This window comes from Rahnella sp. AN3-3W3, assembly GCF_003263545.1.
GTDB classification, from domain to species: Bacteria; Pseudomonadota; Gammaproteobacteria; order Enterobacterales; family Enterobacteriaceae; genus Rahnella; species Rahnella variigena.
Map to the genome: position 1 here is coordinate 1 of NZ_JYDG01000102.1, position 20349 is coordinate 20349.

Consider the following 20349-nt stretch of genomic DNA (forward strand, 5'->3'; position numbering starts at 1 on the left):
TAAAACCCCCTCCCAACCTCCCCCTTCGCAGGGGGAGGAGCCAAAAGCCAAATTCAAAACCAACCTGGTTTGCTCCCTTTCGGGGAGTCTTTTATATCAACGAGTAAACCATCATGAGTTCACACCGTCCCGGTTTTGGTTGCAGCTGGTTGCCCTACGCGCTGGTTTTGCCGCAGCTGTTAATCACCGCGATATTTTTCCTGTGGCCTGCCGGTCAGGCGCTGTGGTATTCGGTGCAGACGCTGGATCCGTTCGGACTTTCCAGCACCTTCGCCGGAATGACTAACTTCACGCAGCTGTTTCAGGATCCGTACTATCTCGACTCTTTCTACACCACGCTGAAATTCAGCTTTATGGTGGCCTTTATCGGACTGGCGGTTTCGCTGTTTTTCGCGGCGCTGGTCGATCACGTGGTACGCGGCAGCCGGATTTATCAGACGCTGATGATCCTGCCTTATGCCGTTGCGCCTGCCGTGGCTGCCGTTTTGTGGATGTTCCTGTTCAGCCCCGGTCTCGGCCTGATTACCCACTTCTTAGGCTCGATGGGCTATAACTGGAACCACGCGCAAAACAGCGGTCAGGCGATGTTCCTGGTGGTGCTGGCGTCGGTCTGGAAGCAAATCAGCTACAACTTCCTGTTCTTCCTCGCGGCCTTGCAGTCGATCCCTAAATCACTGGTAGAAGCGGCGGCTATCGACGGCGCAGGCCCGGTTCGACGCTTCTTCAATCTGGTGCTGCCGCTAATTTCTCCGGTGAGCTTCTTCCTGCTGGTGGTCAATCTGGTTTACGCCTTCTTTGATACTTTCCCGGTGATCGATGCCGCGACAGCGGGCGGCCCGGTGCAGGCGACGACGACGCTGATTTATAAAGTGTATCGCGAAGGTTTCTCCGGTCTGGACCTGTCCAGCTCCGCCGCGCAGTCCGTCATTCTGATGATGCTGGTTTGCGGCCTGACGTTCATTCAGTTCCGCTTTGTCGAGCGTAAGGTGCGTTACCAATGATTGAAAACCGCAGAGGGCTGGATATTTTCAGCCACATCATGCTGCTGCTCGGCGTGCTGGTGATTTTATTCCCGCTGTATGTCGCGTTTGTGGCGGCGTCGCTGGATAACAAACAGATTTTTGATGTGCCGATGACGCTGATCCCAGGCACCCATTTATGGGAAAACATCAGCACCATTTGGACGCAGGGCGCAGGCAACAACAGCCCGGCGTTTGGTCGTTTGCTGATCAACAGCTTCATCATGGCGATGGTGATCACCGTCGGTAAGATTTCGGTGTCGATGCTCTCGGCCTACGCGATTGTCTATTTCCGTTTTCCGCTGCGTAATCTGTTCTTCTGGCTGATTTTTATGACGCTGATGCTGCCGGTGGAAGTGCGTATTTTCCCAACCGTACAGGTGATCGCCAATCTGCATATGCTCGACAGCTACACCGGCCTGACGTTGCCGCTGATGGCCTCGGCGACCGCGACCTTCCTGTTCCGCCAGTTCTTTATGACCTTGCCGGATGAGCTGCTGGAAGCCGCGCGTATCGATGGCGCGGGTGCGATGCGCTTCTTCTGGGACATTGTGTTGCCGCTGTCGAAAACCAATCTCGCGGCGCTGTTCGTCATCACCTTCATTTATGGCTGGAACCAATATTTGTGGCCGATTCTGATCACCAGCGATGCCTCGATGGGGACGGCGGTGGCGGGGATTAAAAGCATGATTTCCTCCGGCGATGGCTCGACGCAATGGAATCAGGTGATGGCGGCCATGATCCTGACCTTATTACCACCGCTGGCGGTGGTGCTCCTGATGCAGCGCTGGTTTGTGCGCGGTCTGGTAGACAGTGAGAAGTAACTGAAATGGCAAATTTGAAATTACAGGCAGTGACCAAGTCCTACGACGGCAAAAACCAGATCATTCAAAGTATCGATCTGGACGTCGCCGACGGCGAATTTATCGTGATGGTCGGGCCTTCCGGCTGCGGAAAATCGACCCTGCTGCGAATGGTGGCCGGGCTTGAGCGCACCACGTCCGGCGATATCTACATCAACGACCAGCGTGTCACCGAGCTGGAACCGAAAGATCGCGGCATCGCGATGGTGTTCCAGAACTACGCGCTGTATCCGCACATGAGCGTGTACGACAACATGGCCTATGGCCTGAAAATCCGTGGCTTTGGCAAAGCGCAGATTAACGACCGTGTTGAAGAGGCGGCGCGTATTCTGGAACTTGGCCCGCTGCTTAAACGCAAACCGCGAGAGCTTTCCGGCGGTCAGCGTCAGCGTGTGGCGATGGGGCGCGCTATTGTGCGTGAACCGGCGGTGTTCCTGTTCGACGAACCGCTTTCCAACCTCGACGCCAAACTGCGCGTGCAGATGCGCCTTGAACTGCAACAATTGCATCGCCGTCTGCGCACCACCAGTTTGTACGTGACGCACGATCAGGTGGAAGCCATGACACTGGCCGAACGTGTGATCGTGATGAACAAAGGTATCGCCGAGCAGATCGGGACGCCTTCGGAAGTTTACCGCCGTCCGGCCAGCCTGTTTGTCGCCAGCTTTATCGGATCTCCGGCCATGAATTTGTTGCCCGGCCAGTTGACCTCTGACGGTACGTCGCTGGTGATGGAAGGCGGATTTGAGTTGCCGATGCCGGTTCCGCGCCCTGAGTGGGGCGGTCGTGAGCTGACGGTCGGTATTCGCCCTGAACATATTCATCTGACCGATGACGCCCAGAACGGTATTCCGATGGTGCTGAATACGCTGGAACTGCTGGGCGCGGATAATCTGGCGCACGGCAAACTGGCGGGCAGCGGCGTTGTGGTGCGTTTATCCCATGAAGTGTTCCCGACAGCTGGCTCGCTGTTGCGCTTGGTTTTCCCGGCGAAAGCGTTACACTTTTTCGATACTCACAGCGGATTACGGATGGAATAAACATGAAAGCCTGGTCTTATCCTCGCATTGTGGCGCACCGTGGCGGCGGCGCGCTGGCTCCGGAAAACACGCTGGCCGCCATCGATATGGGCGCAAAATACGGTCATACCATGATCGAATTTGACGCCAAACTGGCGCAAGGCGGGGAAATCTTCCTGTTGCACGACGATACCCTGAACCGCACCAGTAACGGCTGGGGCGTGGCGGGTGAACTGCCGTGGGACAAACTCGAAAAGCTCGATGCCGGTAACTGGTACAGCGCCGCATTTAAAGGCGAGAAACTGCCGCTGCTGGCGCAGGTTGCCGAACGCTGTGCGCGTCATCATATGATGGTGAATATCGAGATCAAACCGACCACCGGTCTGAACGAGAAAACCGGTACTGACGTGGCGCTGGCCGCCCGTGAGCTGTGGAAAAATCAGCCTGTTGCGCCGCTGCTTTCCTCGTTCGAATTCGACGCGCTGGTTGCCGCTAAAAAAGCCGCCCCCGAACTGCCACGTGGCTTGCTGATCGACGAATGGCACGAGAACTGGAAAGCGCTGACCGACGAACTGGAATGTGTTTCCCTGCATCTCAACCATAAACTGCTCAATGAAGAACGTGTTAAAGCCATCAAAGACGCCGGACTGCATATTCTGGTGTATACGGTGAATAATCCGGCGCGCGCCCGCGAATTACTGGGCTGGGGCGTGGACTGTATTTGTACCGATAAGATTGATGTGATTGGGCCGGATTTTACCTAGAACATGGCGCTAAAAGCACAGATCAGGCGCAGTGACCACCGCGCCTGAAAGATTAACTAAGGCGTCTGATTCAATTTCTGACCCAGCGTCTGGTTATTTTGCTGGATCTGCAATCGTTGCTGATTGCTCTGAATCTGTGATTTCAGCTTCAGTTGCTGCTGTTGCTGACTGTTACGCATATCCTGTTCCTGCTGACGTTTCTGCATCTGCTGGTTATTCTGTTGTTGTTGCTGCATCCGCTGTTGCGAAGGATTGTTCAGCAGCGGGTCGTTCGGGTTCGGCACTTTTTCGACTGCACTGGCGGTCTGAACGGCAAACAGCAGCGGCAGCGCGGCGAGCATTCCATATAAACATTTCATCAGTTCATCCTCCGTTTCCAGTCATACGTTAAGTGTATGCCATCGCAGCCGTGAACGTGTCCTTTGAGCGCACGTTTCCCTCAAAGCGTGGCATTGCTCTCGTTTGCTCTATAATTAAACAGATGTAAACCACCTTCGCACTTCGCGGTTTCCTTCATTCCGTTACAATTATCTATCTTTAACATTTTAGGGCTCAACTGCCGTGCCTTTACTCATTATTACCACCATTTTGTGGGCCTTTTCCTTCAGCCTGATCGGCGTCTATCTGGCCGGACAGGTCGACAGCGTATTCTCCGTGTTAGTCCGTTTAGGGCTGGCGGCGCTGGTTTTCCTGCCATTCCTGCGCTGGAAAGGCCATCAGCTGACCACCATTTTGCTGTATATGGCCGTAGGTGCGATGCAGCTTGGGATCATGTATCTCATCAGTTTCGAGGCGTATCTGTACCTGTCGGTGCCGGAATTTCTGCTGTTTACGGTGATGACGCCGCTGTACGTCACGCTGATTTATGACCTGATCAGTGGCCGCAAAATCCGCATCGGTTATGCGCTGAGCGCACTGCTGGCGGTGGCGGGGGCGGCGATTATTCGTTACGACCACATCAGCGAGCATTTCATCATCGGCCTGTTGCTGGTGCAGGCGGCGAATATCTGTTTTGCCATCGGGCAGGTGGGGTATAAACGCCTGATGGAAACCCGTCCGATGCCGCAGCATACGGCGTTTTCCTGGTTCTATCTGGGGGCGTTGCTCTGTGCGGTGGTGGCGTGGTTCCTGTGGGGCAATCCGCAAAAACTGCCGACCACGAATCTGCAATGGGGCATTCTGGTGTGGCTGGGGGATTGGCGCTTCCGGGCTGGGGATATTTCATGTGGAACTACGGGGCGACGCAGGTTGATGCGGGAACGCTGGGGATTATGAACAACTTTCACGTCCCCGCCGGGCTGCTGGTTAACCTGGCAATCTGGCAACAGCAGCCGCACTGGCCGAGCTTTATCGTGGGCGCCGCAGTGATTATGTCCTCACTGTGGGTGCACCGGCGTTGGGTCGTGCCGCGTCGCGAACAAACGGCAGATGATCGCACGCGTGCTGCCGCGCCGAACGAATAAAGGCTTCGGTTACCGGCTGACGCTGTTCGCCGTCACGTACGGCGGCGTACAGGCGGCTCCATAAGCCATCGCCCAGGGTTTTGGTCACCACCAGACCCTGGCGCTCAAAACTCTCCACCACCCAGTGGGGTAACGCCGCAATCCCCATTCTCGCCGATACCATCTGAATCAATAACAACGTGTTATCGACACTTTTCAGTGCCGGGCTGACGCCTGCCGGTTGCAGGAAATGCCGCCAGATATCCAGCCGCTGACGCTGTACCGGATAAATCATCAACGTTTCCGCGCTGAGATCTTCCGGCGTGATCACCGTTTTAGCTGCCAGCGGGTGATCCGGTGCCAGCACCAGACGCACTTCAAAATCAAACATCGGGGAATAATGCAGACCGCTGCGCGGCAGAATGTCGGAGGTTAATACGATATCCAGCTCGCCCTGTTGCAGCGCGGGCTGCGGGTCGAAGGTCACGCCGGATTTGAAATCCATCAACACCTGCGGCCAGTTCTGGTGGAAGTTATCCAGCGCGGGCGTCAGCCACTGAATACAACTGTGACATTCAATCGCAATACGCAGTGAAGTCTGGTGCGGTTCATTACAGGCCTGCAATGCCTGCTGGATTTGCGGCAGCACCTGTTCTGCCAGATTCAGCATGATCTCGCCCTGCGGGGTGAAACGTAAAGGCTGACTTTTTCGCACGAACAACCTGAAACCCAGGCGTTGCTCCAGGTCACTGAACTGGTGCGACAGAGCCGATTGGGTCTGATGAAGCTGCGAGGCGGCTGCGGCCAGTGACCCGGTGTTGCGCAGTGCTTGCAACGTTCGCAGGTGTTTCAGTTCGATCATGAGAGTCCTTCACTGTGTCATGAATAATTTGCGCTTGTGGAATATACACTACCTGCGGATTATGGATGTGTAAACATCTGGACGGCTAAACAGGAATTAAAAAGATGACGATACTGAATCACACTCTGGGTTTTCCACGCGTTGGTCTGCGTCGTGAACTTAAAAAAGCACAAGAAAGCTACTGGGCAGGCAATTCCACTCAGGAAGAACTGCTGGCAACCGGACGTGAACTTCGCGCCCGTCACTGGAAGCAACAAGCTGAAGCAGGCGTGGATTTGGTGCCGGTGGGCGATTTCGCCTGGTACGATCACGTACTGACCACCAGCCTGTTGCTGGGCAACGTACCGGCCCGTCATCAGAATGCCGATGGTTCTGTTGATCTCGATACCTTATTCCGTCTTGGCCGTGGCCGCGCACCGACCGGTAAACCGGCTGCCGCAGCGGAAATGACAAAATGGTTTAACACCAACTATCACTACATGGTGCCGGAGTTTGTGAAAGGGCAGAAATTCAAACTGACCTGGACACAACTGCTGGAAGAAGTGGACGAAGCGCTGGCGCTCGGCCACAAAGTGAAACCTGTTCTGCTGGGGCCGCTGACCTATCTTTGGCTCGGCAAAGTGAAGGGCGAACAGTTTGACCGTCTTTCCCTGCTCAACGATATACTGCCTGTTTATCAGCAAGTTCTGGCCGCACTGGCAAAACGCGATATCGAATGGGTGCAGATTGACGAACCGGCTCTGGTGCTGGAATTGCCGCAGGAATGGCTGGATGCGTATAAACCGGCTTATACCGCGCTGGAACAGAGCAAAACCAAACTACTGCTGACCACTTATTTCGACAGCGTCGGGCACAACCTCGACACTATCCGCCAGTTACCGGTTCAGGGTCTGCATATTGACGCCGTCGCCGGTCGTGATGACCTGCAAACCGTCATCAGTCAGCTGCCAGAAAACTGGCTGATTTCTCTGGGCGTGATCAATGGCCGTAATGTCTGGCGTGCGGATCTGGGCACCTGGTTTGAGCGTCTGAAACCGCTGGTGGCGGGCCGAAATGTGTGGATCGGCAGCTCATGTTCGCTGCTGCACAGCCCGATCGACCTAAGCGTTGAAAGCCGTCTGGATGAAGAAGTGAAAAGCTGGTTCGCCTTTGCGCTGCAAAAATGCGCCGAGCTGGCACTGCTGACCTCTTCACTGAACAATCCGACCGCTGAAGCGCAGCAAAAACTGGCGGAATACAGCGCGCCAATCCGCGCCCGCCGCGAATCTGCCCGTGTAAATAACGCAGCCGTCGGTAAACGTGTGGCGGCAATCACCGGCGCAGATATCGAGCGTGCGCATGTTTATACCGAACGCGCCAAAGCACAGCGCGCCCGTTTCAATCTGCCAGCATGGCCGACGACGACCATCGGTTCATTCCCGCAAACCACGGAGATCCGTGGCCTGCGTCTGGACTTCAAACAAGGTCGTCTGGACAACACTAAATACCGCACCGGGATCAGCGAACATATTAAGCAAGCCATTAAAGAGCAGGAACGTCTGGGTCTCGACGTGCTGGTTCACGGGGAAGCTGAACGTAACGACATGGTTGAATACTTTGGCGAGCATCTGGACGGTTTTGTATTCACACAAAACGGCTGGGTACAAAGCTACGGTTCACGTTGCGTAAAACCTCCGGTCATTATCGGCGACGTCAGCCGTCCGCAAGCAATTACCGTTGAGTGGGCGAAGTACGCGCAGTCTCTGACCGAAAAACCGGTGAAAGGCATGCTGACCGGCCCGCTTACGATCCTGTGCTGGTCCTTCCCGCGTGAAGATGTCAGCCGTGAAACCATTGCCAAACAAATCGCGCTGGCGCTGCGTGACGAAGTGGAGGATCTGGAAAAAGCCGGTATCGGTATCATCCAGATTGACGAACCGGCACTGCGCGAAGGTCTGCCATTGCGTCAGTCTGAATGGAATGCGTACCTTCGCTGGGCAGTGGATGCGTTCAAACTCAATGCGGCGGTTGCCCGCGATGACACGCAGATCCATACCCACATGTGTTACTGCGAATTCAACGACATCATGGATTCCATCGCCGCGCTGGATGCTGATGTGATCACCATCGAAACCTCGCGCTCTGATATGGACCTGCTGGAGTCATTCAAGGACTTCGAGTATCCGAATGAAATCGGGCCGGGCGTCTACGACATTCACTCACCTAACGTGCCAAGCGTCGAATGGATTGAAGATTTGCTGCGTAAAGCTGCGGATCGCATTCCGGCAGCACGTCTTTGGGTCAACCCGGATTGCGGCCTGAAAACCCGTGGCTGGCCGGAAACCCGCGAGTCGCTGGAAAACATGGTGAAAGCCGCCAGGCGCCTGCGTGCTGAGAAAGCCTGAAATAAAGAATCGTTGTGTTGTTGCTGAAACATTTGGGGCACTCCGGTGCCCCCTTTTTATTGCTCCCATTTGCACTTTGTTACGTCTTTTTCAGCCCGCGTTATACGGCGGCTGTAGCGCGATTACGGCGCTGGATTTCAGGCAGTTTCCTCACACGGCGCGGTTCTCCGCTAGGCTTAAATCAGGATTTACTTTCTTTTTACCCATCAGACAGGGAGAAAATATGAACCGGTTTACAGACAAAGTCGTGGTAGTGACTGGCGCAGGTTCCGGCATGGGGGCCGCATCGGCACGGCGTTTTTCTTCAGAAGGGGCGATTGTGGTACTTGTCGGCCGGACGAAGGAAAAGCTGGAGAAAGTCGCTAAAACGTTGAGCAGCACGCAGTATTACATTCATCTGGCGGATGTTTCATCCGCACAGGATGTGGAGCGTATGGCAGAAGTGATTGAGGATAAATTCGGCCGGGTCGATGTGCTGGTAAATGGCGCAGGCGTTGTGGTGCAGGGCAAAGTGACAGAAGCCAGCCTCGATGACTGGCAGAAAATCATGGGTATCGATCTTAGCGGCGTTTTCTATTGCACGCGTTTCTTTATGCCCGCGCTGATTAAAAGCAAAGGCAATATCGTGAATATTTCCTCGGTGTCCGGCATCGGCGGTGACTGGGGCATGAGCTTCTATAATGCCGCGAAAGGTGGTGTGACCAACTTCACCCGTTCGATTGCGATGGATCACGGTAAAGACGGCGTGCGCGTTAACGCTGTGTGTCCGTCGCTGACCTTCACGGATATGGCGGCTGGCATTAAAGATAACCAGCCGTTACTGGCAAAATTTGCCGAACGAATCCCGCTGGGGCGTGGTGCAGAGCCGGAAGAAATTGCTGATGTGATTGCGTTTCTCGCCAGCGATGATGCGCGCTTCGTGACGGGCGTAAATCTGCCGGTTGATGGCGGACTTTCTGCCTCTAACGGTCAGCCTCCGCAGGCATAGCGCGCTGTTTCAGAAAAGCGGTCGATAATTTCGAACAGGACTGGCAGGACGCGCTTGAGCGACTGTCGTTGTAAACAGATTGTCGCTTTAACTGACTGAATGCTAATAAAAAGCCCGACAGGAAAATCTGCCGGGCTTTTTTATTTGCTCAATACCGTACTTTTACTTCACACCGTACTGGGCGAAGAAATCCAGCATACGCTGCCAGCCATCAGCGGCGGCTTCCGCGTGGTAGCTCGGGCGGTAATCAGCGTTAAACGCATGACCGGCTTCCGGATAGACCACGATTTCTGCCGTGGCATTGGCTGCGCGGATGGCCTGACGCATGGTTTCAATCGTATCCAGAGGAATGCTGGAATCTTCTGCGCCGTATAAACCCAGAACAGGCGCATCCAGCGCGGCGGCGCGATCGACCGGCTGTGACGGGCTGGTCAGCGTTTTATCACCCACCAGTTTGCCGTACCACGCCACGCCCGCTTTCAGCTGCGGATTGTGCGCCGCATACAGCCAGGTGATGCGTCCGCCCCAGCAGAAACCGGTGATGCCTAATTTGGAAATATCCCCGCCATGTTGCGCGGCCCAGTGTGCGGTGTGGTCGAGATCAGAAAGCACCTGCTGATCCGGCACTTTGCTGACCAGTTTGGCGAAAAGCTCGCTGATTTCTGTGTAATCACGCGGGTCGCCCTGACGGAAATACAGCTCAGGCGCGATGGCCATATAGCCCTGTTTCGCCAGACGGCGGCAGACATCCTGAATGTGTTCGTGTACGCCAAAAATTTCCTGCACCACCAGAATGATCGGCAATTTTCCGGTGAACTGTTCCGGACGGGCAAGATAGGCAGGCATGTCTTCGCCCTGCGAAGGGATCGTGGTCTGGCCTGCGTGCAGCCCGTCGGTATCGGTGTGGATGGTGGTACTGGCGACGGGAGTGACGGCAGGAGCAAAGCTGGTCGGAGCCTGTTTCAGGGTAAGCAATTCTTCTTTTTTCATCGGGGGTCTCCAGGCAAGTGTCCATACGAAAATCTGTGGCTTTGGATTAAAACTATAGCCGTAAAGCATGAACAGCAAGGCGCAAGAGATGTTCTATAGTTAAAAGTTAATCAGGAAAGTCATCATGGAAGATTTACAGAACGCACACCGAACGCCCGAAACCTTAGTCTTAGGAGCTATGTTCAATGTCAAAATCACCGTCTAAAGTGACCAAGAAAAGTGAGCCAAAACCGGTAAGCCGCGCCCCCGCCACGGGCATCGAGTCCTCTCAACCTGGCCTGGGCGACCTGGCACCCGCCGATCGTGCTTATCAGCCTTCACCCCAGCCGACACCGCCGGGGAAAGAGCCGACCGCTTCCGGCAGTGCCAAAAGTCCGAAAAATACCAATGCCAAACTGGACGCATTAGAACGCCATCGTAAAAATGGCGAAAAGCAGCCGCTGACCACCAATCAGGGCACCAAAATCTCTGATGATCAGAACTCGCTGAAAGCCGGCAACCGCGGGCCGACGTTGCTGGAAGATTTTATCCTCCGCGAGAAAATTACCCATTTTGACCACGAGCGCATTCCTGAACGCATTGTTCATGCGCGCGGGGCGGCGGCGCACGGCTATTTCCAGCCATACCGCAGTATGAAAGACGTCACGAAAGCCCATTTTCTCTCTGATCCGGCAAAGAAAACGCCGGTGTTTGTGCGTTTCTCTACCGTTCAGGGCTCGCGTGGCTCGGCGGATTCTGTTCGCGACATCCGTGGCTGGGCGACAAAGTTTTATACCGATGAAGGCATTTACGACCTGGTCGGCAACAATACGCCGGTATTCTTTATTCAGGATGCCCATAAATTCCCTGATTTTGTCCATGCGGTAAAACCCGAACCGCATAATGAAATCCCGCAGGGTGCCAGCGCGCACGATTCCTTCTGGGATTACGTGTCCCTGCAACCTGAAACACTGCATAACGTTTTCTGGGCGATGTCTGACCGTGGCATTCCTCGCAGTTACCGCACGATGGAAGGTTTTGGCATCCATACATTCCGTTTCGTGAATGCCGAAGGGAAAGCCACTTTTGTGCGTTTCCACTGGAAGCCGCTGGCCGGAAAGGCCTCTTTGTTGTGGGATGAGGCGCAAAAACTGGCCGGGAAAGATGCGGATTTTCACCGCCGTGATTTGTGGGAAGCCATCGAAGCCGGTGATTATCCTGAATATGAACTGGGCGTTCAGCTGATCCCTGAAGAAGACGAATTCAAATTTGATTTCGATCTGCTGGATCCGACCAAGCTGATCCCTGAAAAACTGGTGCCGGTAGAACTCATCGGCAAGATGGTGCTTGACCGCAACCCCGATAATTACTTCGCGGAAACCGAACAGGTCGCATTCCATCCGGGACACGTAGTGCCGGGCATCGATTTCACCAATGACCCGCTCTTGCAGGGGCGTCTGTTCTCCTATACCGATACGCAGATCAGTCGTCTTGGCGGACCGAATTTCCATGAAATTCCGATTAACCGCCCGACCTGCCCGTACCACAACTTCCAGCGTGACGGCATGCACCGGCAGGATATCGATACCAATCCGGCGAATTATGAGCCGAATTCCATCAACAATAACTGGCCGAGGGAGACACCTCCGGCAGCGTCCGGCGGCGGTTTTGAAAGCTATCCGGAGCGGATAGATGCGGAAAAAATCCGTCAGCGGAGTCCGTCATTTGCTGAGTATTATTCCCACCCGCGTTTGTTCTGGCTGAGCCAGACAACAGCGGAGCAGGATCATATTGTCGGGGCCTTCTCGTTTGAATTGTCGAAGGTGGCGCGGCCGTATATCCGCGAGCGTGTGGTGGATTTACTGGCGCATGTTGACCAGACGCTGGCGCAGAAAGTGGCTAAAAATCTGGGTATTACGCTTTCCGCTGACACCCTGAAGATAAAAGCGCCGAAGCCGGTGAATGGCCTGAAAAGTGATCCGACCCTGAGTTTGTATGCCAGCGGCAAAGGCACGATTAAAGGGCGTCAGGTGGCAATTCTGCTCGGTGAAGGCGTGAATGCGGCCGATGTACTGGAAACCTTGCAGGCGCTTCAGGCTGCGGGTGTGCATCCTAAATTACTGGCGAGTCATTTAGGGACTGTCACCGCCGATGATGGTTCGACATTACCGGTGGATGCCACATTTGCCGGGTCGCCTTCCATTACCGTCGATGCAGTGATTGTTCCGCACGGGCATATCGATGCACTGCTGATGAACGGCGATTCCCGTCATTACCTGCTCGAAGCCTATAAGCATTTGAAAGTCATCGGTTTAAGTGGTGATGCGCGTCGCTTTAAATCCCTGTTGGGGCTGAAGGATGATGTGCCCGAAGAGGGCGTTGTCGAAGGTGAAAAAGCCGAAGGCGCATTGCTGAAAACGTTCCTGAAAGAAATGCTGAAACATCGTATCTGGTCGCGTAGTGCAGCGGCAGATGCGGTTCCTGCCTGATTTGTCATAACTGAAAACAGCCTGTCTCCGGTAGCGGAGGCTGGCTGTTTAAAATCGCGTCAATCGCCCATTAATTTGTGACCCTCATCACAAATTAAATGTATGCGTAATTCCTGTTGTTACATCATAGTGACGACCGTCACGAAATAACGTCACAATGTTCAGTACAGTTGCCGGGTGTTCCTCCTGCCAATTTATGACCTTACACACAGAGGAGTTTGTTATGTCTCAGCCTGAAGTTTTCCATCTTGGCCTGGCCAAAAAAGATTTAAACGGCGCGACGCTGGCGATTGTTCCCGGCGACCCTGAGCGCGTGGAAAAAATTGCCAAACTGATGGAGAACCCGGTTCGTCTGGCTTCCCACCGCGAATTTACCTCATGGCGCGCTGAGCTTGATGGCAAATCTGTGATTGTTTGTTCAACCGGTATTGGTGGTCCTTCGACTTCCATCGCGGTTGAAGAACTGGCGCAACTGGGGATCCGTACCTTCCTGCGTGTCGGCACCACTGGCGCTATCCAGCCACACATCAATGTGGGTGACGTTCTGGTGACTACCGCCGCCGTTCGCCTTGATGGCGCAAGCCTGCATTTCGCCCCAATGGAATTCCCTGCGGTCGCCGATTTTGCCTGTACCACCGCGCTGGTTGCTGCGGCAGAATCCGCAGGCGCTGCCACGCACATTGGCGTGACCGCGTCTTCTGACACCTTCTATCCGGGTCAGGAACGTTATGACACCTTCTCCGGCCGCGTTGTCCGTCGCTTCAAAGAATCGATGAAAGAGTGGCAGGAAATGGGCGTCATGAACTATGAAATGGAATCCGCCACCTTGCTGACCATGTGCGCCAGCCAGGGCCTGCGCGCCGGTATGGTTGCCGGTGTGATCGTGAACCGTACGCAGCAGGAAATCCCTGATGCGGAAACCATGAAGAAGACTGAAAGCCATGCGGTGAAGATTGTTGTAGAAGCGGCTCGCCGACTTATCTGATTTTCCGTCATCCTTCCTGCAACTCGAATGATTTAGGGAAAGGATCGGATTATAAAGAAACTACATCATAGTGATGGGCTGCCTCTGGCGGCCCATTTTTTTGCCCTGTTAAGCAGATCTGTTAAGGTCATGTTAGTAATGCGTCTGGAATAATTGATCAATTCCCGCTCCGTATCTCTGATAAAAAGGAACTGCATTTTTGACTGTTCATGACCTTCTCGATTACACCACCACCTTTATCCGCACGCATCAGGTGTGGGCTGCGCCCATCGTCTTCTTTCTGGCTTTTGGTGAGTCTCTGGCCTTTTTGTCACTGCTCCTTCCTGCAACCTTTATCCTGCTGGGATTGGGCGCGCTGATTGGTGAAACCGGTATTCCTTTCTGGCCCATCTGGGCCGCCGCCGCTGCGGGTGCTTTCTTTGGCGACTGGCTTTCCTATTGGGTCGGCAACCATTTTCAGGACAGAGTGGACAACTTCTGGCCTTTCTCCCGTCATCCGCAAATGCTGGTGCGCGGTCATGCTTTCTTTGACAAGTGGGGCATGCCGGGCGCGTTTATCGGCCGCTTCTTTGGCCCGCTGCGTGCTGTTGTGCCGCTGGTCGCGGGGATTTGCGGTATGCCGCAAAAATATTTCCAGATTGCCAATGTGACGTCGGCGCTTATCTGGGCTTTCGGCATTCTGGCGCCTGGCGCTTTTGGCATTCAGTGGCTGAGCCGCTGGTTTTGAATCCTGCTCCCAGTGGCTGACCGCCGCAAGGGGGCAAGTACAGAGAAATTCCCTTTTGGAAGACGTCTCGCAAAGGCTCAATGCAACAGAAAATAGACTGGACATCCATACAGCCTGACATTACCTTGGCCGCAAGAGACTTCAAGAGGGAAATCGCGTGGATATCAGCATTCTGACTGCCCTGGCGGCGGCGTTAATTGGCTTACTGGTGGGGTGGCTCGTCGCCAGTTTGCGGCAACAGCAACAGCAAACGGAGTACGAAACGCAGCGCCGTTTGCTGGAACAATCGCTGGAGCAGATTAAAGCGGAAAATGATACGCACAAAAGTGAGCGGCTATCGGGCCAGCAGCAACTGCGTGAAGCCGAGCTGGAACTGCGAAAATTGCACAGCCTGCAGGCCGCCAGTCAGGAAAAACTGCAACTGCTGGCGCACTGGCAAAACGAGTGTGAACAGCTGAATCAGGAACTGCGTGCGCAGCGGGAAATTAACAGTGCTCAGGAGGCAGAATTGCGTGAGGTTTCCACCCGTCTGGATGAAACCCGCATGGCGGCTGAGGAGAAGCAGCGTCTGCTGATCAACAGCGAACAGCGTCTCAGCAGTCAGTTTGAGAATCTGGCGAACCGGATTTTCGAACAAAATGGCCGTCGCGCCGACGAACAGAATAAGCAAAGCCTCGACAAATTACTGCTGCCGTTGCGCGAGCAACTCGACGGTTTCCGCCGTCAGGTGCAGGACAGCTTCGGACAGGAAGCCCGTGAACGGCATACGCTGGCCCACGAAATCCGCAATCTGCAACAGCTGAATGTCGAGATGGCACGTGAAGCCGTCAACCTGACCAAAGCACTGAAAGGTGACAACAAAACGCAGGGCAACTGGGGCGAAGTGGTGCTCAGCCGCGTGCTTGAGGCTTCCGGATTACGTGAAGGCTATGAATATCAGACGCAGGTTAGCGTGCAGGTCGACAGCAACAGCCGCATGCAGCCTGACGTGGTGGTGCGGTTACCGCAAAACAAAGACGTGGTGATTGACGCCAAAATGACGCTGGTCGCTTACGAGCGTTATTTCAACAGTGAAGACGACGCTGAGCGCGAAATCGCGCTCAATGAACACATTGCCTCAGTACGCGGGCACATCCGCCTGCTCGGACGCAAAGATTATCAGCAACTTCCAGGCCTGCGCAGCCTCGATTATGTGCTGATGTTTATCCCTGTTGAACCTGCTTTCCTGCTGGCTATTGACCGGGAGCCCGAATTGATCAGCGAAGCGCTCCGTCACAATATTATGCTTGTCAGCCCGACGACTCTGCTGGTGGCGTTACGCACGATCAGTAATCTGTGGCGCTATGAACACCAGAGCCAGAACGCCAAACGTATCGCCGATCGCGCGGCGCGTCTTTACGACAAACTGCGGCTGTTTGTGGATGACATGGAGTCGATGGGGCAGAGCCTCGACAAAGCGCAGGGAAGTTATCGCGCTGCGATGAATAAACTCACGCAAGGCCGTGGTAATCTTATCGGACAGGTTGAGAGTTTCCGCGCTCTGGGTGTTGAAGTTAAACGGCCAATCAGTCCTTCTCTGGCTGAGAGGGCTAAAGCGGAAAATGAACCTGAAGATACCGCATCTCTGCCAGATACCTCTGATGCGGAAGAAGAACAGACACTGAACCCGCGCGAGCTAAACCTGCATCAATAGGCCGCGCTTGCCGGAATGGCCAGCACGGCATTTCAGATTCAACGTGTGAATTATTGCAATATGTTGAATCACCATCGGTGATGGGGCTTTCCTATGGGTTCTGATACACTTCTCCCCAAGAGTTCGACTGAAAAAGCAGGCATATAAAATGGAAAAGCAGACGCAGGAAACCACTCATTTTGGTTTTCGTACAGTAGCCAAAGATGAAAAACAGGAAATGGTGGCAGAAGTCTTCCATTCCGTTGCGGCAAAATATGATTTGATGAATGACCTGATGTCTTTCGGTATTCATCGTATCTGGAAGCGCTTCACGATTGATTGCAGCGGTGTCCGTCAGGGACATCGTGTACTGGATCTGGCTGGTGGTACGGGTGACCTGACCGCTAAATTCTCCCGTCTGGTGGGTGAGAAAGGCGAAGTTGTGCTGGCCGATATCAACGACTCCATGCTGAAAATGGGCCGCGAAAAGCTGCGCAATCTCGGCATTGTCGGTAACGTCAGCTACGTACAGGCGAACGCCGAAGCCCTGCCTTTCCCTGATAATTATTTTGACTGCATCACGATTTCCTTCGGTCTGCGTAACGTAACCGAAAAAGAAAAAGCGCTGCGTTCAATGTTCCGCGTGCTTAAGCCGGGCGGTCGTTTACTGGTACTGGAATTCTCCAAACCTGTCCTCAAGCCTTTGAGCAAAGCCTACGATACCTATTCCTTCCACATTCTGCCGCGCATTGGCGAGCTGGTTGCGCAGGATGCTGAGAGCTACCGCTACCTGGCCGAATCTATCCGTATGCACCCTGATCAGGAAACCCTGAAGGGCATGATGGGCGATGCTGGTTTTGAAAATGTGACGTATCACAATCTGACGGGTGGCATTGTCGCACTGCATCGGGGTTTTAAATTCTGATATGAGTATGCCGATGTTGTTAACGCCGTTGCTGACTGCCGCTATCGAGACGCCGCTCAATTTTCTGCTTTTCAAAGATCGCAGCATGAAGGCGGCGCGCACGCGTCTGGCAGGTAAAGTTTTACGTGTTGAGTTGCAGGAACTGAGCTCACCGCTGACCTTTGTTTTCAGCGAGCAAAAAATCGATGTCCTCGGACAATGGGACGGTGCGGCCGATTGCACCGTCACTTCCCGGATTTCATCTCTGCGCAAATTACGGGATCGCCAGCAACTGTCACCGATGATGCGCAGTGGCGAACTGGTAGTCGACGGGGATATTTCCGTGGTTCAGCAGTTCTCTGCGTTGCTGGATATGGCGGAATTTGAGCCCGCAGAATTTCTGGCGCCCTATATCGGTGATATCGCCGCACAAGGGTTAAGTCAGGCGGTTCAGGGCGGCTTTAATTTTCTGCAAAAAGGCCTGAAGCATCAGCAAAGTTATGTGGCGCAGACGCTGACCGAGGAGTGGAAAATGGCACCCGGCCCGCTGGAAGTCGTCTGGTTTAGCGATGAAGTCACTGCAACGAAGCGTGAACTTGATGCGCTGGATAAACGTATCGAAAAACTGGAGGGCAAACCGTGACGCCTAGGGAAATGCGACGTTTATACCTGATTATCCGCATGTTTCTTATCTACGGCCTTGACGAACTGATCCCTAAAATCCGCTTAACGCTGCCGCTGCGAATGGGCCGTTATCTTTTTTTCTGGTTACCTCATCGTCACAAAGATAAGCCGTTGGGCGAGCGCATGCGTCTGGCGCTGGAACAACTTGGTCCGGTATGGATCAAGTTTGGTCAGATGATGTCCACGCGCCGCGATCTTTTCCCTCCGCATATTGCCGATCAACTCGCTCTGCTGCAGGACCATGTACCGCCGTTTGATGGCGCAAAAGCGCGTCAGCAAATCGATGCTGCACTTGGTGGTCCGCTGGAGACCTGGTTTGATGAGTTCGATCAGACTCCGCTGGCTTCTGCCTCGATTGCACAGGTTCATACGGCAATCCTCAAGGAAAACGGCAAGCCGGTCGTACTCAAGGTGATCCGCCCGGATATTTTGCCGACCATTGTGGCGGATATCCGTCTGATGTCTCGTCTTGCAAGCTGGCTGCCGATTCTGCTGCCTGATGGTCGCCGTTTGCGCCCGCGTGAAGTGGTGCGCGAGTATGAGAAAACCTTGCTCGATGAACTGAATCTGTTACGTGAAGCAGCAAATGCGATCCAGCTTCGTCGTAACTTTGAAGGTAGTCCGATGCTGTATGTGCCGGAAGTGTATCCGGACTACTGCAGCGAACGACTGATGGTGATGGAGCGCATTTACGGCATTCCGGTTTCTGATATTGAGGCACTGAAAAAACAGGGCACCAATATGAAATTGCTGGCAGAACGTGGTGTGCAGGTGTTCTTCACACAGGTTTTCCGCGACAGTTTCTTCCATGCCGATATGCATCCGGGCAATATTTTCGTCAGCTACGAAACGCCGGAAGACCCTTGCTACATAGGGATCGATTGCGGCATAGTGGGTTCGCTCAATAAGGAAGACAAGCGCTATCTGGCGGAGAACTTCATCGCGTTCTTTAACCGCGATTATCGCAAAGTGGCTGAGCTGCATGTCGATTCCGGGTGGGTTCCCCGCGATACCAACGTTGAAGAATTCGAATTTGCTATCCGTACGGTCTGCGAACCGATTTTTGAGAAACCACTGGCAGAGATTTCCTTTGGCAACGTATTGTTAAACCTGTTTAACACGGCGCGGCGCTTTAATATGGAAGTCCAGCCTCAGCTGGTGTTGCTGCAAAAAACACTGTTGTATGTCGAAGGCCTCGGGCGTCAGCTTTATCCTCAGCTGGATTTGTGGACCACGGCAAAGCCGTTCCTCGAAAGCTGGGTACGCGATCAGGTCGGTTTACCGGCGATGATCCGCGCACTGAAAGAGCGTGCGCCGTTCTGGCTCGAGAAAATGCCTGAGTTGCCGGATTTGGTGTATCAGAGTCTGCATCAGCACAAGCTGTTGCAATACAACATTGAGAAGCTTTCCTCGCAGATCCATAACCAGAGTTCCCGTCAGGGGCAGTCTCGTTATCTTCTGGGAATAGGTGCGACGCTGTTGTTAAGCGGAACCCTTTTGCTGTTGGGCGACGTGAAGATTTATCCAGCCTGCCTGATGGCTGCCGGTGCTGTTTCCTGGTTGATCGGATGGAAGCGCGCCAGCTAATCATATTGTTTTAAATTGAATGCCGTTTGCGAACGGCAATGAATGTCGTTCCTTCCTATTGAGGTGAAAAAAATGGGTGGTATTAGTATTACAAAAATCCTGATTCTCGTTGTTCTTGTGGTACTGCTGTTCGGTACGAAGAAACTGCGTGGTCTGGGTTCTGATCTGGGCGCGTCCATCAAAGGCTTCAAAAAGGCCATGAGCGATGACGACACTCAGCCAAAAACCAAAGACGCTGACATTTCTCCAACTGATGCTGATTTCACGGCAAAGTCTGTTGAGATCAAGCCGGAAGCGAAAGCAGAAGACACCAAGAGCCAAAACAAAGAGCAGGTATAAGCCGTGTTCGATATTGGATTTAGTGAACTGCTGCTGGTATTGGTGATTGGCCTGGTTGTTCTCGGGCCGGAGCGTTTACCTGTAGCAGTGAGAACAGTAGCAGGCTGGATCCGTACGCTTCGTGCAATGGCCGCTTCAGTTCAAAGCGAATTATCGCAGGAGCTGAAACTTCAGGAGCTGCAGGATAGCCTGAAGAAAGCGGAAGAGTCCGGTCTGAAGAATTTAACGCCTGAAATCAAAGCGTCTATGGACGAATTGAAAGAAGCGGCAGAATCCATGAAAAAGTCTATCAATTCAGGGCTTAACCCTGCGGAGAAGGCGGTGGAAGAAGCCAAAGCTGAAGGCAATACCATTCATAATCCGGTTCTGGATGAAGCGGAAGCGCATCATGACGCGGGTGTTTCACCGGCAGCGGCAGACAAAGTGGTTTCTGCCCCGGCAGGTGCGCCGCAAAGCGCTGTTGATGCTGCACTCGCATCGAATAAATCCGCTCATGCTGCTCAGCCATTGATGACACCAACGGAACTGGTGCCTGACACTTCTGTTGAGGTTGCACCGTTGACGAAAGCTGCTGTGGATGAAGCCCCTGTTGCTGAAACTGCCGCACCCGTCAAACCGGCTTCATCAACTCAAACGACAGGTGACCGTTAAA

General features: G+C 53.9%; 18 protein-coding genes and 1 pseudogene. 16 read left to right on the plus strand and 3 right to left on the minus strand.

The annotated features are described in order from the left end of the window. The first annotated feature begins 113 nt into the window (after positions 1-113). From ugpA to ugpQ, 4 genes are read left to right on the plus strand one after another with little or no spacing between them, the layout of a single operon-like run. Positions 114-1001, plus strand: a complete 888-nt coding sequence (ugpA, locus tag UC15_RS21925) for a sn-glycerol-3-phosphate ABC transporter permease UgpA (protein ID WP_112290924.1) — start codon at positions 114-116, stop codon at positions 999-1001. Then, entirely contained in the window at positions 998-1843 is an 846-nt protein-coding gene (gene ugpE / locus UC15_RS21930; RefSeq protein ID WP_112290926.1) for a sn-glycerol-3-phosphate ABC transporter permease UgpE, read from the plus strand. Before ugpA ends, ugpE begins: the two co-directional genes overlap by 4 nt. Before the next feature lie 5 nt (positions 1844-1848). Further along, positions 1849-2922, plus strand: a complete 1074-nt coding sequence (locus UC15_RS21935) for a sn-glycerol-3-phosphate import ATP-binding protein UgpC (RefSeq protein WP_112290928.1) — start codon at positions 1849-1851, stop codon at positions 2920-2922. A gap of 2 nt (positions 2923-2924) precedes the next feature. Next, positions 2925-3665, plus strand: coding sequence for a glycerophosphodiester phosphodiesterase (gene ugpQ / locus UC15_RS21940; protein ID WP_112290934.1), 741 nt, complete (start codon positions 2925-2927; stop codon positions 3663-3665). Between the two features lie 56 nt (positions 3666-3721). Here the strand turns inward: ugpQ and UC15_RS21945 are convergent, their stop codons facing one another. After that, a complete protein-coding gene (locus UC15_RS21945; RefSeq protein ID WP_112290935.1) occupies positions 3722-4024 on the minus strand; it encodes a DUF2756 domain-containing protein in 303 nt (100 codons plus the stop codon). Between the two features lie 202 nt (positions 4025-4226). On the opposite strand from UC15_RS21945, the pseudogene UC15_RS21950 reads away from it, so the two are divergent. After that, a pseudogene (locus UC15_RS21950) lies at positions 4227-5128 on the plus strand (carboxylate/amino acid/amine transporter). On the opposite strand, the gene metR reads toward UC15_RS21950, so the two are convergent. Next, a complete protein-coding gene (gene metR / locus UC15_RS21955) occupies positions 5034-5969 on the minus strand; it encodes an HTH-type transcriptional regulator MetR (protein ID WP_112290937.1) in 936 nt (311 codons plus the stop codon). The pseudogene UC15_RS21950 and the gene metR overlap by 95 nt on opposite strands. Positions 5970-6073: 104 nt before the next feature. Here metR and metE point away from each other — a divergent pair, with 104 nt between their 5' ends. Both metE and UC15_RS21965 read left to right on the plus strand, forming a co-directional pair. Then, the gene (gene metE, locus UC15_RS21960; RefSeq protein WP_112290938.1) at positions 6074-8353 is read left to right on the plus strand and encodes a 5-methyltetrahydropteroyltriglutamate--homocysteine S-methyltransferase; all 2280 of its coding nucleotides are present in this window, start codon (positions 6074-6076) and stop codon (positions 8351-8353) included. 223 nt (positions 8354-8576) lie between these two features. Continuing rightward, on the plus strand, positions 8577-9341 hold the full coding sequence (locus tag UC15_RS21965; RefSeq protein ID WP_112290940.1) for an SDR family NAD(P)-dependent oxidoreductase: 765 nt from the start codon (positions 8577-8579) through the stop codon (positions 9339-9341). Positions 9342-9503: 162 nt separating this feature from the next. On the opposite strand, the gene UC15_RS21970 is transcribed toward UC15_RS21965, so the two are convergent. Next, on the minus strand, positions 9504-10331 hold the full coding sequence (locus UC15_RS21970; RefSeq protein WP_112290942.1) for a dienelactone hydrolase family protein: 828 nt from the start codon (positions 10329-10331) through the stop codon (positions 9504-9506). A 185-nt stretch (positions 10332-10516) separates the two neighbouring features. Between UC15_RS21970 and katE the strand changes: the two genes are divergently transcribed. From katE to tatB, 9 genes are all read left to right on the plus strand, one after another. Further along, complete coding sequence (katE, locus tag UC15_RS21975; protein WP_369964587.1) at positions 10517-12799, plus strand: catalase HPII; 2283 nt, start codon at positions 10517-10519, stop codon at positions 12797-12799. A gap of 223 nt (positions 12800-13022) precedes the next feature. Then, positions 13023-13784, plus strand: coding sequence for a uridine phosphorylase (udp, locus tag UC15_RS21980; RefSeq protein WP_112290943.1), 762 nt, complete (start codon positions 13023-13025; stop codon positions 13782-13784). A gap of 199 nt (positions 13785-13983) precedes the next feature. Then, the gene (locus UC15_RS21985; RefSeq protein ID WP_112290945.1) at positions 13984-14511 is read left to right on the plus strand and encodes a DedA family protein; all 528 of its coding nucleotides are present in this window, start codon (positions 13984-13986) and stop codon (positions 14509-14511) included. 157 nt (positions 14512-14668) lie between these two features. Beyond that, complete coding sequence (gene rmuC, locus UC15_RS21990; protein ID WP_112290946.1) at positions 14669-16204, plus strand: DNA recombination protein RmuC; 1536 nt, start codon at positions 14669-14671, stop codon at positions 16202-16204. 148 nt (positions 16205-16352) lie between these two features. Next, the gene (ubiE, locus tag UC15_RS21995; RefSeq protein ID WP_112290948.1) at positions 16353-17108 is read left to right on the plus strand and encodes a bifunctional demethylmenaquinone methyltransferase/2-methoxy-6-polyprenyl-1,4-benzoquinol methylase UbiE; all 756 of its coding nucleotides are present in this window, start codon (positions 16353-16355) and stop codon (positions 17106-17108) included. A gap of 13 nt (positions 17109-17121) precedes the next feature. Further along, on the plus strand, positions 17122-17730 hold the full coding sequence (locus UC15_RS22000; RefSeq protein WP_112290971.1) for an SCP2 domain-containing protein: 609 nt from the start codon (positions 17122-17124) through the stop codon (positions 17728-17730). Then, positions 17727-19358 (plus strand): ubiquinone biosynthesis regulatory protein kinase UbiB, encoded by a 1632-nt coding sequence (gene ubiB, locus UC15_RS22005; RefSeq protein WP_112290949.1) that lies wholly within the window; start codon positions 17727-17729, stop codon positions 19356-19358. Before UC15_RS22000 ends, ubiB begins: the two co-directional genes overlap by 4 nt. A gap of 72 nt (positions 19359-19430) precedes the next feature. After that, positions 19431-19697 carry a Sec-independent protein translocase subunit TatA gene (tatA, locus tag UC15_RS22010; protein ID WP_112290973.1) on the plus strand — a complete coding sequence of 89 codons (267 nt, stop codon included), beginning with the start codon at positions 19431-19433 and terminating at the stop codon, positions 19695-19697. A gap of 3 nt (positions 19698-19700) precedes the next feature. Continuing rightward, positions 19701-20348, plus strand: a complete 648-nt coding sequence (gene tatB, locus UC15_RS22015; protein WP_112290951.1) for a Sec-independent protein translocase protein TatB — start codon at positions 19701-19703, stop codon at positions 20346-20348. Position 20349: the final 1 nt, after the last annotated feature.

Bases quoted from the DNA above. Each gene is read 5' to 3' on its own strand.
- metR (WP_112290937.1), bottom strand. From the start codon at position 5,969: ATGATCGAACTGAAACACCTGCGAACGTTGCAAGCACTGCGCAACACC.
- ugpQ (WP_112290934.1), top strand. From the start codon at position 2,925: ATGAAAGCCTGGTCTTATCCTCGCATTGTGGCGCACCGTGGCGGCGGC.
- UC15_RS21965 (WP_112290940.1), top strand. From the start codon at position 8,577: ATGAACCGGTTTACAGACAAAGTCGTGGTAGTGACTGGCGCAGGTTCC.
- ubiE (WP_112290948.1), top strand. From the start codon at position 16,353: ATGGAAAAGCAGACGCAGGAAACCACTCATTTTGGTTTTCGTACAGTA.
- tatA (WP_112290973.1), top strand. From the start codon at position 19,431: ATGGGTGGTATTAGTATTACAAAAATCCTGATTCTCGTTGTTCTTGTG.
- udp (WP_112290943.1), top strand. From the start codon at position 13,023: ATGTCTCAGCCTGAAGTTTTCCATCTTGGCCTGGCCAAAAAAGATTTA.
- ugpA (WP_112290924.1), top strand. From the start codon at position 114: ATGAGTTCACACCGTCCCGGTTTTGGTTGCAGCTGGTTGCCCTACGCG.
- katE (WP_369964587.1), top strand. From the start codon at position 10,517: ATGTCAAAATCACCGTCTAAAGTGACCAAGAAAAGTGAGCCAAAACCG.
- ugpE (WP_112290926.1), top strand. From the start codon at position 998: ATGATTGAAAACCGCAGAGGGCTGGATATTTTCAGCCACATCATGCTG.
- UC15_RS21935 (WP_112290928.1), top strand. From the start codon at position 1,849: ATGGCAAATTTGAAATTACAGGCAGTGACCAAGTCCTACGACGGCAAA.
- UC15_RS21970 (WP_112290942.1), bottom strand. From the start codon at position 10,331: ATGAAAAAAGAAGAATTGCTTACCCTGAAACAGGCTCCGACCAGCTTT.
- UC15_RS22000 (WP_112290971.1), top strand. From the start codon at position 17,122: ATGTTGTTAACGCCGTTGCTGACTGCCGCTATCGAGACGCCGCTCAAT.
- metE (WP_112290938.1), top strand. From the start codon at position 6,074: ATGACGATACTGAATCACACTCTGGGTTTTCCACGCGTTGGTCTGCGT.
- UC15_RS21945 (WP_112290935.1), bottom strand. From the start codon at position 4,024: ATGAAATGTTTATATGGAATGCTCGCCGCGCTGCCGCTGCTGTTTGCC.